This is a genomic window from Thermus thalpophilus (genome assembly GCF_022760915.1).
Lineage (GTDB): Bacteria > Deinococcota > Deinococci > Deinococcales > Thermaceae > Thermus > Thermus thalpophilus.
In genome coordinates, this window is the sequence record NZ_JAKTNS010000055.1 from 1 (window position 1) to 8993 (window position 8993).

Below are 8993 nucleotides of genomic sequence, written 5' to 3' on the forward strand. Positions count from 1 at the left end.
TTCTCTCCCTTCTCCCGCCCCCTCCGGGGTACAAGGCAATTTACTAGGCAAGCCCACACCGACTGGAAACTGGCCTTGGAAACTTTCATCAGCGACAGCTACCACACCCTCATGACCCACCGCTCAATGATCGAGCTTGGAATCGCCCCCCGGGATGCCAAATACGCCATGTACGGCGAGCAAATCCACATCCCGGGCAAAGGGCACGGCGCCATGGTGGTGGGTAGCCCTCCCGGCGCGAGCCTCCCTCCGTTTTGGGGCTACCCCGAAGAGATGATGGAACGCGCCAAAGCGTCCTACCCCACGCGGGAACAGTGGGAGGTGGCGAAGGAAACCCGCATTTTTCTCTTAACCCTTTTTCCCAACTTTTCCCTCCACAATCCCATCCGAAAGCCCGACCACAAATTCCCTAAACCGATTCCCATGCTGACCTTCCGCGTGTGGCACCCCCTGGGTCCAGGGCGGATCGAGATCATCTCGTGGGGAATGGTGGAAAAGGACGCTCCCGACTGGTTTAAGGAAAAGGCACGCCATTCCTACCTTCGCTTCTTTGGCTCCTCGGGCACGTTCGAGCAGGACGACACGGAAATCTGGTCCCATGTGGCGGCTAACGCTGGCAGCACCCTGGGGCGCCAGCTCCGCTTCAACTATCAGATGGGAAGGAACGCGCCGGTAGACCCCAACTGGCCAGGACCTGGCGTCGCCTATCCCATCAACTTCACCGACGAGAATTTGCGGAATTTCTATCGTCGTTACCTTGAGATGGTCCTTCCCTAAGGGGGGTGGGAAACCATGGACCCGATCCGGGAAATTTTGGACTTTCTCCACCACGAGGCGGAGCTTCTTGACGAGGGTCGCTACCGGGACTGGCTTGAGCTGGTTACCGACGATATCGTCTACCAAGTTCCCATCCGCATGACGCGGGAGCGCTCCCCGGAAGGGGGTCCAAGCGGGGTCAGCGACCGCATGTTTCACCTGGACGAAGACCGCACCTCCCTAGAGATGCGCGTGGCCCGTTTGGAAACGGGTTTTGCCTGGGCAGAGGATCCACCCTCGAGGCTGCGGCACTTTGTGACCAATGTGCGCGTGGGTCAACCGCGTAGCACAGAGCGGGGGGAAGAGGTGGAGGTGCGCTCGAACCTCCTCCTGTTTCGCAGCCGCTGGGACAAACCGGAGTTCACCTTCCTTTCCGCCGAGCGCCGAGACGTGCTCCGTCGGGAAGGAGGGCGCTGGAAGTTGGCGCGCAGGCTGGTGATCCTTGATCACAGCACCCTCCCAACGCATAACCTTAGCTTTTTCCTGTAATAGGCGCCATGATCACCCTAACCAACGAATTCACAACGGTCATCGTCGAGAAGGTGCAAACCGGAAACGGGGAGCGCCTCCGCATCCGCTCGCCTCGGCTTGGCTACAGCATCGACCTGGACCCGATAGAGCTGGAGGCCCTCACCTGGCAGACGGTGGAAACCTTTTCCCGATTGCTGACCACCCCCTTCGGACCCGATGACGGGGAGGTGGAGGTACGCCCCCTCTCCGACCTGCTCATCTTCGCAAATGGATGCGAATATGGGAACGAATAGGGCACCCGTCTTGATCATCGGGGCCGGGCCCGCCGGTCTTCTCCTCGCCCACCTCCTCCACCGGGAGGGCATTGGGGTGGTGGTCCTCGAGGCCAAGAGCCGGGAGTACGTGGAAACAAGCCCCCACCGCATCCGCGCCGGGGTGATGGAATGGGGCACCCGGGAAATCCTGGTCCAGGCGGGCCTTGGGGAAAGCCTCCTCCAAAACGGGTACGAGCACCAGGGCATCTACCTGGCCCACGCCGGGGAGCTCCACCGCATAGACTTCCCGAGCCTGGCCGAGGGGTGGCGCATCTGGGTCTACGGGCAGCAGTACCAGGTAAGGGACATGATCGCCCGGTTCCTGGAGGAGGGCGGGGAGATCCTGTTTGAACACGAGGTGGTGGACCTGGCCGACCTCACCACCGCCCCCAAGGCCCGCTACCGCACCCCCGAGGGCCGGGAAGGAGAGTTGGAAGCGGAGTTTGTGGTGGGAGCGGACGGCTCCCACAGCCGCGCCCGGAGCTTCGTGCCCGGCCTCCTCCTCAAACAGACCACCTACCCCTTCGCCTGGCTCGGCATCCTGGCGGAAACCGCCCCCGCCGCCGAGGAGCTCATCTACGCCAGCCACGAGCGGGGCTTCGCCCTCTTTTCCATGCGCTCCCCCAGCCTGGCCCGCAACTACCTCCAGGTGTCCCCCGAGGAGAACCTGGACGACTGGCCCGAGGAGAGGATCTGGGAGGAGCTCAACCTCCGCCTGGACGGGGTGGCTAGGGTGGAGCCGGGTCCCCTTTTGGAAAAGAGCCTAACCCCCCACCGGGCCTTCGTGGCCGAGCCCATGCAGTACGGCCGCCTTTTCTTGGTGGGGGATGCGGCCCACGTGGTGCCCCCCACCGGGGCCAAGGGCATGAACCTGGCGGTGGCCGATGCCGTGGCGCTCTTCCAGGCCCTTTGGGCCCTTTACAAGAAGGGAGGGGAAGAGGGCCTACGTCGGTACACCCAAACCTGCTTGGACCACGTGTGGCAGGGGGAGTTCTTCTCGTACTGGATGACCCATCTGCTCCACACCCAACCCGACTCCTTCCAAGAAGGGCTCCGCCGGGCCCACCTGGCGCAGGTCCTCAGTTCCGAAGCCCTTAAGCGCTTTCTGGCGGAGAACTACACGGGGCGGCGCACCACGGGGCGGTGGGTGCGGAGTCTGGCCTAGCGTTCGGCTATTTGGATCTGGCCGTTCGTCTATACCGAACCGGGCCCTTGTCCGCTCCGGCACACAGGGTAAACTCTTCCCAAAACCCTTAGGGGAGGTCAAAGATGTTCGAGCGCAGGCGGGTTCTGAAGTGGCTCATCGGCACCACGGGTGCCCTGGCTTTGGGCCAGGGATGGGCGCAGCGGTACCCTTCCCGGCCCATCACCCTCATCGTGCCCTGGTCCCCCGGGGGAAGCACCGATCTCACGGCCCGGGCCTTGGCGCCGGTGTTGGAGAAGATCCTCAAGGTGCCCGTTCAGGTGGTGAACCGCACCGGGGGTGGCGGGGCGGTGGGCCACGGGGCCATCGCCCAGGCCCGGCCGGACGGCTACACCATCGGGATTATCACCCTCGAGGTGGTGCTGCCACCCTGGGTAGCCCAGACCAAGATCAACGCCGACATGTTCTCACCCATCTCGCTTTTGGTGCTCAATCCGGTGGCCATTGTGGTCCGCAAGGACGCTCCTTGGCGCAGCGCGCAGGAGCTTATTACCGACATCAAGCAAAACCCTGGCAAATACAAAGCCTCCGGCACCGCTAGGTGGGGCTCCTACGACTTCGCCCGGTTAGGCTTACTTTGGAAGTTGGGGCTAAAAGACGATGCGCTTCCCTGGGTTCCCACGCAGGGAGCGGCCGCAGCCATGCAAGAGCTCCTCTCAGGGGGAATCCACGTGGCCTTCGTCTCCATCGGAGAGGCGAGCGCACTGGTCAAGGCCGGCGAGGCCCGCTACCTGGCCTTTATGACCGACAAGCGGTTCCCCAGCTTCCCTGAGGTACCCACCCTCAAGGAGCTGGGCGTGGACTGGACGTTCGCTTCCTTCTTGATGGCCGCCGCGCCCAGGTTCACTTTGCCTTCGGTGATAGACGTCTTGGACAAGGCCTTCGCCCAAGCCGTGCAGGACCCTGACTTTGTCCGCTTCATGCAGAACGCAAACCTGGTCATCAACCATCTGGACCGCAAACAAAGCCTGGCCTTCCTCCAGGAGCGAGCGAAGACCATGAACCAAATCACCCAGGAACTGGGGCTTAAATTCTAAGGGGGCGGGAATGCAGGAAGAAAGGGTCTGGGAAGCCCTTGTAGCCCTTATCGCTGTCTTCCTTGGCCTGGCCGTCTGGCATTTTAGCGGGAGCCTTCCACCTGGCCAGGGGGGCGCCCCCGGTCCGGCTTTCTTCCCGCGGATCCTAGCCGGGATTTTGGTTCTAGGAGGCCTAGCCCTTCTGGCGAGGGTCGGACGGCAAGCCGGGCTCAAGCCCTTCTGGACGTTGCGCAGGGAATCGTTCGTTCGGATGGTTCTCCTCTGGAGCGCCCTTTGGCTTCTTCCCTGGCTCCTTCCCAAGCTCGGGCTGGTGTTTACTGCGGTTGTCTACAGCATGTTGACCGCAGCCTTGCTCGGGGCCCGCCGTGCGGAGGTCCTCTATCTCGGACTGGTGGTGGGCGCGTTGGTGCAGCTTGTCTTTGCCGAGTTGCTCAAGGTGAGGTGAGGCGTGTTCGGCTTTGACACCCTGCTTGCCCTGCTCTTGGGCGTGGTCTATGGCCTTCTTAAAGGGGTGCTTTTCCCAGGAATCCCCGCAACCTTGAGCCTGGTGCTGGTTCTTCCCATCCTAATCTTCTTGAGCCCGGCTGAAGCCGCCGCCGCCGTCATAGGCCTTACCACCACGGCCATCTTCACCGGCGACGCTGGTTCCGTGATGGTTCGGGTTCCAGGAACCCCGGCCTCGGCCGCCTATACCGAGGAGATCCACGAGGTGGGCCGGACCCGTTCCCCGGCCTTCGCCCTGGGCCTATCCACCACTGCAGCGACCGTGGGGGGGTTGATCAGCATCCTCTTTTTGGTGCTGGGATCCTTGGGGCTTGCCCAGGTGGCTAAGCTCTTTTCGTCCGTGGAGAATACCTGGGTGGTCCTCATGGGGGTCATCAGCGGTATCTTTGGGGCTCCCTCCCTGTTGAAGGGTATTTTGGGCTTCGCCTTTGGAATGCTCCTGGGTACTGTGGGGGTCGATCCCTCCTTCGGAACTCCCCGCTTCACCTTCAACAACCCCTACTTACTCGGGGGCATAGAGTTCATCGTAGCCCTGATCGCCCTCTTCGGGGTCAGCGAGGTGCTCTATGCCTTACATGCTTTCCCTTTGCACAAGACCCAGGGTCAGGCCCAGCCCAGTTTTGACTTAAGACGGCTCTTGCGCACCTTTTTCCTCGAGGCTCCCCTAACGGTCTGGCAGGAGCGCTGGCTCCTTTTGCGTTCCAGTTTAATCGGGGTTTTCATAGGCCTCATGCCGGGGGCGGGTTCAGACACAGCGGCTTGGATGAGCTCCAATTTTGTCCGCCTCCGCCGCAACCACAAGCCTGAACAGGTGGCGCTGGCCGGGGCAGCGGGTAGCGACTCTACCATCGCCGGGGACTGGATCCCCACCTTGGCTCTGGGAATCCCGGGGGACACCATGACCACTGTGGTGCTGGGTCTGTTCATGGCCCTCGGCATCACTCCGGGCCCGGCGCTCTTCAAGGATCAGCTCGGGCTGGTATTCCAGATCTACCTGGCTTTCTTCCTGAGCGCTGTGGTCTTCCGACCACTGATTGGCTTCCTTGCGGTCATTCTCGTAAGTCGGATCACCCAGATCCCGCGCCATCTCCTGCTGAGCGCCGTGATGAGCCTCTGCATCGTGGGCGCTTATGCCATCAACCGCAACCCCGACGACCTTTTCCTGCTTCCCACCCTGGGGCTTTTCGGCTTTCTGCTACGGAAGAGCGGGTTCACCTTGGGGCCCATCGTGCTGGGTCTGGTGCTGGGCCCGCTTCTGGAGCAGAACGTCACCATGAGCTTGATCAAGGCGGGAGGAAATTTGATGGCGTTCTTCAACCGCCCCATGGCAGCCGCATTGGCCCTCATTGACGTGGTGTTGGTGATCACCCTTTTGCACCTGCGCAGGCGGGAAGCAAGGGCCAAACCGGTTTCGGATTTGGCCGGGAGGTACGAGGAGTGAGAGCCTGGGTCCTTCGGGACTATGGCCACCTCCAGCTGGAGGAGAGCCCTGTGCCCCATGGAGAGGGCCTTCTCCTCAAGGTGGCGGCCGTGGGCCTTTGCGGCAGCGATCTGAGCGTCTACAAGGGCACTCCCGCCATGCGGGCACGCTGGCACCCTCCCCTCGTCTTGGGGCACGAGGTGGTGGGGGTGGTGGAGGAAGGCCCAGGGGAACTCCTCGGGCAAGGGGTGGCCCTCTACCCCGCCCTGTCCTGCGGGACCTGCGGCGCCTGCCTGGGGGGAAGCCCACACCTTTGCCCCGAGCGGCGCCACCTGGGCTTCCACCTTCCAGGAGGGCTTGCGGAGTGGATCCGCATCCCCGCCGCCCTGGCCTACCCCTTGCCCGAGGGGCTTCCCCTTTGGAAGGGGGCCTTGGCCGAACCCCTGGCCGTGGCCCTGCACGCCGTGCGCCGGGCAAGGCCTAGGCCTGGGGAACGGGCTTTGGTGGTGGGAGGCGGGGCCATGGGGGCCTTTGCCGCCTGGCTCCTCCGGGAAGAAGGAATAAGGGTAGACCTCTTGGAGCCCAAGGGGGAGCGGGCTGAGCGGCTAAAGGCCTTGGGGGTGGTGGAAAGCGTTGCCCTGGCGGCGGAAGAGCTCGCCGAACAACCTTATCCCCTGGTGGTGGACACGGTGGGCCTCGAGGCCACCCTGGTCCAGGCCCTGGCCTTCCTCGCCCCGGGGGGCCGGGCGGTGGTGGTGGGGCTTTCCGGGCTGGGAGCTCCCCTGGACCTGCAGGACCTGGTCCTCCGGGAGAAGGCGGTTTTGGGAAGCTACCTCTTCACCCCCGAGGAGTTCCGGGAGGCCCTCTCCCTCCTGCCCCACCTGCCCGAGGCCTTGGTCCGCCTCTGGCCGGCGGAGCGGGCGGATGAGGCCTTCGCTGCCCTTTTGGAAGGTAGCATTCCCGAGCCTAAGCTCGTCCTCCTCTGGTGACCTATGGAGTGGGCCATCGCCACCTGCGCTCTCGGCGGCACGCTGGAAGAGAAGCTCCTGGCCATCGCCAAGGCGGGGTTCCGCGCCGTGGAGATCTTTGAGGAGGACCTGGCGGGCTTCCGCGGCACGCCGCGGGAGCTCAAGGCCTTGGCGGAGGATTTGGGCCTTAGGATCGTGGCCCTGCAGCCCCTCCGTGACTACGAGGCCATGCCGGAGCCCCATCGGAGCAGGAACCTGGACCGGGCCCAGCGCTGGTTTGACTTGATGGAGGCCTTGGGGGTAGAGCTCACCTACGTCTGCTCCAACACCTCGCTCCTGGCCTTGGACGACCCGGAACAGGCCGCCGCCGACCTCTTCGCCCTGGCGGAGGCCGCGGCCCAACGGGGGCTCCGGGTGGGGTACGAGGCCTTGGCCTGGGGGCGGCACGTGCGGGACTGGCCCCAGGCCTGGGAGATCGTCCGCCAGGCAGACCACCCCCACCTGGGCCTCGTCCTGGATAGCTTTCACTGCTTCGTCCGCCAAAATCCCTTGGGGCCCATCGCGCAGTTACCGGGGGAGAAAATCTTTCTGGTACAACTTTCCGACGCTCCCAACCTCCTCATGGACCCCCTGGCCCTAAGCCGCCACCACCGGGCCATGCCGGGCCAGGGGGACTGGCCTGTGGAGGCTTTTTTGCAAAGGGTCCTGGTCACCGGCTACCGGGGGCCGGTGTCCTTGGAGATCTTCAACGAGTGGTTCCGGGCCGCCCCGCCGGAGCAAGTAGCCCAAGACGGCCTGAGGGCGCTCAAGCACCTCTTTGACCACCTTGGGCTCCTCCTTCCCCCTTTACCTGCGGGGAGTGCGGTGCAGGGGGTGGACTTCCTGGAGATCGCCGCCGAGGAGGAGGACCTCGCGGAGCTCAAGGACCTCCTCCAGGCCCTGGGCTTCCGCCTCGAGGCCCGCCACCCCGCCTTGGATCTCTTCCTGTACCAAGCTGGCGAGGCGAGGCTTTTGCTCCGGCTTCCACCTGAAGAGGAGGGCGGGCGGGAATTCCCTTCCGTGCAAGGGGTAGGCCTCAGGGTGGGCAAGGCGGCCCCCCTTGGGGCGAGGGCCCGGGAACTGGGGCTTTCCCTCGTGCCCCGGCCCGAGGAGGGCCTCGGCTTCCCCGCTGTGGCGGCGGTGGGGCACACCCGGCTTTACCTGGTGGACAGCCCGGTGCTGGGAGCCTACAGGCTTACCCCTTCGGGAGGGGAAGGAGAGGAGGAAGCTTTCGCTGTGGACCACTTCACCAACGTGGTGCCACGCTGGGAGCTTTACAGCTGGCTTCTCATCTACAAGGCCCTCTTTGGCTTCCAGGTGGACCCAGCGGTGGAGGTGTTTGACCCCTACGGCATGTTCTATAGCCGCTCTGTCCGAAGTCCCAACGGCCGGGTACGCATCCCGGTGAACACCTCGGAGGGCATCGGCACGGCGGTTTCTCGCTTCCTCAGAAGCTTGGGCCACGCTGGCATCCAGCACGTGGCCTTCCGTACCCAAGACCTTCTGGCCTTCGCAGAGCGAGCCTTCCAGAGAGGGTTTCGGCCTTTGCGCATCCCCGCCTCCTACTATCCCGCCCTAGCCGCCCGCCACGGCCTCGCCCCGGAGATGGTGGAAGTGCTGGCCACCTACCAGCTCCTCTACGACAGGTCGCCGGAGGGCGGTGAATTCCTCCACCTCTACACCCCCACCTTCCGCGGCCGCTTCTTCTTTGAGGTGGTGGAGCGCCGGGGGGGCTACGAGGCCTACGGCGCCGCCAACACCGCGGTGCGCCTTCAGGCCCAGGCCTACGAGCTCGCCAGCGGTTAAACCCCTTACTTCTCCGGCCTGACGAGGTTCAGGACCACCCAAAGCTTGGGCTTGGGGCCTCGCTTTCGCCTGGCCCTGTCCAGGGCCTTTTCCCCTCCCCTCGGGCGAGGCGGATGCGGCGGGGGACTTGGTGGGGCAGTGCTGGGGCCTGGCTTGGCCATGGCTTTGGAGGAGAAGGAGGAGGGCTTTGGGGGAGGCTTGGAAGTGGGGGCTGGACAGGCGGACCAGGATGGCGGAAAGTAGGAATTCGGCTGTGGTCGTCATCCTACCCGTCATAAGACGGGAACCCCACAGCCCTTTTCAATACCCCCGGTGCATATCCTTGAGGGGAAGTGGGTCGTGTAAGGATTTATGTGTAAGGGTCCGTGTTTAATAGGGGGGCACACCTTAGCACGAGGAGGTGCCCCGTGGACC

General features: G+C 64.0%; 9 protein-coding genes. All 9 read left to right on the top strand.

The features are described 5' to 3' along the window. Positions 1-777, top strand: a 777-nt coding sequence (locus tag L0D17_RS12445) for an RHO alpha subunit C-terminal catalytic domain-containing protein (RefSeq protein ID WP_279231816.1), incomplete at its 5' end; no start/stop codon positions are given. A 15-nt stretch (positions 778-792) separates the two neighbouring features. After that, on the top strand, positions 793-1305 hold the full coding sequence (locus tag L0D17_RS12450; RefSeq protein WP_243095600.1) for an aromatic-ring-hydroxylating dioxygenase subunit beta: 513 nt from the start codon (positions 793-795) through the stop codon (positions 1303-1305). Positions 1306-1313: 8 nt separating this feature from the next. Further along, positions 1314-1580, top strand: a complete 267-nt coding sequence (locus L0D17_RS12455; RefSeq protein ID WP_243095601.1) for a dihydrodiol dehydrogenase — start codon at positions 1314-1316, stop codon at positions 1578-1580. After that, the gene (locus tag L0D17_RS12460; RefSeq protein ID WP_243095602.1) at positions 1567-2766 is read left to right on the top strand and encodes a 4-hydroxybenzoate 3-monooxygenase; all 1200 of its coding nucleotides are present in this window, start codon (positions 1567-1569) and stop codon (positions 2764-2766) included. Before L0D17_RS12455 ends, L0D17_RS12460 begins: the two co-directional genes overlap by 14 nt. Positions 2767-2870: 104 nt before the next feature. After that, positions 2871-3842 carry a tripartite tricarboxylate transporter substrate binding protein gene (locus tag L0D17_RS12465; protein WP_243095603.1) on the top strand — a complete coding sequence of 324 codons (972 nt, stop codon included), beginning with the start codon at positions 2871-2873 and terminating at the stop codon, positions 3840-3842. Positions 3843-3852: 10 nt separating this feature from the next. Next, a complete protein-coding gene (locus tag L0D17_RS12470; RefSeq protein ID WP_243095604.1) occupies positions 3853-4287 on the top strand; it encodes a tripartite tricarboxylate transporter TctB family protein in 435 nt (144 codons plus the stop codon). Between the two features lie 3 nt (positions 4288-4290). Beyond that, entirely contained in the window at positions 4291-5787 is a 1497-nt protein-coding gene (locus L0D17_RS12475) for a tripartite tricarboxylate transporter permease (protein WP_243095605.1), read from the top strand. Next, a complete protein-coding gene (locus L0D17_RS12480; RefSeq protein WP_243095606.1) occupies positions 5784-6755 on the top strand; it encodes a zinc-dependent alcohol dehydrogenase in 972 nt (323 codons plus the stop codon). Before L0D17_RS12475 ends, L0D17_RS12480 begins: the two co-directional genes overlap by 4 nt. Before the next feature lie 3 nt (positions 6756-6758). After that, positions 6759-8579, top strand: coding sequence for a bifunctional sugar phosphate isomerase/epimerase/4-hydroxyphenylpyruvate dioxygenase family protein (locus L0D17_RS12485; protein WP_243095607.1), 1821 nt, complete (start codon positions 6759-6761; stop codon positions 8577-8579). The last annotated feature ends 414 nt before the right edge of the window (positions 8580-8993 follow it).

What these genes read in the sequence shown, in the direction of transcription:
- L0D17_RS12470 (WP_243095604.1), top strand. Translation starts at nt 3,853, where the DNA reads ATGCAGGAAGAAAGGGTCTGGGAAGCCCTTGTAGCCCTTATCGCTGTC.
- L0D17_RS12465 (WP_243095603.1), top strand. Translation starts at nt 2,871, where the DNA reads ATGTTCGAGCGCAGGCGGGTTCTGAAGTGGCTCATCGGCACCACGGGT.
- L0D17_RS12485 (WP_243095607.1), top strand. Translation starts at nt 6,759, where the DNA reads ATGGAGTGGGCCATCGCCACCTGCGCTCTCGGCGGCACGCTGGAAGAG.
- L0D17_RS12455 (WP_243095601.1), top strand. Translation starts at nt 1,314, where the DNA reads ATGATCACCCTAACCAACGAATTCACAACGGTCATCGTCGAGAAGGTG.
- L0D17_RS12450 (WP_243095600.1), top strand. Translation starts at nt 793, where the DNA reads ATGGACCCGATCCGGGAAATTTTGGACTTTCTCCACCACGAGGCGGAG.
- L0D17_RS12460 (WP_243095602.1), top strand. Translation starts at nt 1,567, where the DNA reads ATGGGAACGAATAGGGCACCCGTCTTGATCATCGGGGCCGGGCCCGCC.